Source organism: Vibrio genomosp. F10 str. 9ZD137 (assembly GCF_049974785.1).
Lineage (GTDB): Bacteria > Pseudomonadota > Gammaproteobacteria > Enterobacterales > Vibrionaceae > Vibrio.
Window position 1 is genome coordinate 1 of sequence record NZ_JBNGCJ010000057.1, and the last position, 1,645, is coordinate 1,645.

The 1,645-nt window shown below is 45.4% G+C and carries 1 pseudogene; it reads right to left on the bottom strand.

The annotated features are described in order from the left end of the window. Positions 1-1,645 (bottom strand): annotated as a pseudogene (locus ACP45E_RS00705) (calcium-binding protein); the annotation flags it as partial.

Genomic DNA, 1,645 nt, shown 5'->3' on the forward strand with positions numbered 1-1,645 from the left:
AGAATTCACCTCAACAAAGTGCCAATTTTCTACTATCTGTGCATCTAAATCTGTGTCATAAGTGAACTGGGCTTCTCCGATAACGTCACCGTTATCACCAAGCACGATATCTGTTCCTGATCCAGTCTGTATAACATCATCACCGTTCCCGGCGATAACCACATCTGAGCCACTGCCGGTATTAATTGTGTCGTCACCACCAAACGAAGATTCTTTCGAAGAAAATTTAACACCGTTACGATCAACAGTTGCTCCGGTAATCACACCTAAATCACCAATAACCACATCTTGACCGTTGCCAGTTATAACCTCATCCTCACCTAAGCCGCCAATAACAAGATTGTTACCCGCAGAAGCTGTGATGTTGTCGTTACCTGCAATCGATGTATTTAGTGAACTGGCTTCAAGAACATATAAGGTCTCATCGCGAGTTACAGAACCTACATCACCAATTATTAGGTCATTTCCTGCACCGGATTCAAGTACATCATTTCCTGCACCACCAATAATAATATCGATAGCCGATTCACCTTTAATGATGTCATTTCCGCCCTTATCAACGTATGTTGATACAATATCTGGAGCTGGATTAATACCGACGGTCGTACCTGCAGGTTGAATATTGGCATGATCTCCAACAAGAATATTATTACCGACGACGCCTTGTTGAGGAGAGGCAGTGATGGTGTCCGAACCGGACCCGCCAATCACAGTATTACTGCCACCAGCGGCAATAATAATATCGTCGCCATCCTGGTTGCTATGCACTGATTTGATCGATGTATAAGCAGCACTGAATGTCGTTTGACGTATCACTTCACCATGGTCACCTAAAATGACATCACTGCCTTCGCCGCCATTGAGAGTATCTGCACCAGCTCCACCTAGAATAATATCGCGACCAGCACCACCCATTATGTTGTCGCTAGTATTGGATACACTGCCCGTGAATTCATTGGCTTGCGCAATAAACTCACCCAGTGTTTTTCCGCCATCTGCGCCATCTACGTAGCCATTGTCACCAATTAAAACATCAAGCCCATCCCCACCTTTAATGGTATCTGAGCCTGCACCACCTAGAACAATATCTTGTCCAAAACCACCATCGATGCTGTCATCACCACCTACATTACCCGTTGCTTCTGCAAAGGTAATATTCGACGCACCAAAGCCTATTTCACCAAGATCAGCAACAATGGTGTCGTTACCGTGCTCGCCGAAAACAGTGTCCTTGCCCGATCCAGCGATAATGAGATCATCACCATCACCACCTCTAATCGTGTCCGTTCCACCGGAACTATTGCTCGATACCATGGAGTTAAGATCAATCGTGCCGCCATCTGCGAGAATACGATCATCACCCATACCACCATAAATCGTGTCAGACCCAAGACCGGCAATAATAATGTCATCACCAGATTCACCATATAAGGTGTTAGTGCCACCTAAAGTGGTGATTCTATCGTCGCCTCGACCGCCATAAATGGTGTCATTTCCGATTCCCGTTGAAATAACATCATCACCAGCTTCACCATGAACCGTGTTATTTCCACTTCCAGTAATGGTGATGGTGTCATCCCCATCACCGCCATAAATCACGTAATTACCATTACCAACAACGATTTGGTCAGATCGGAAGAGCGGT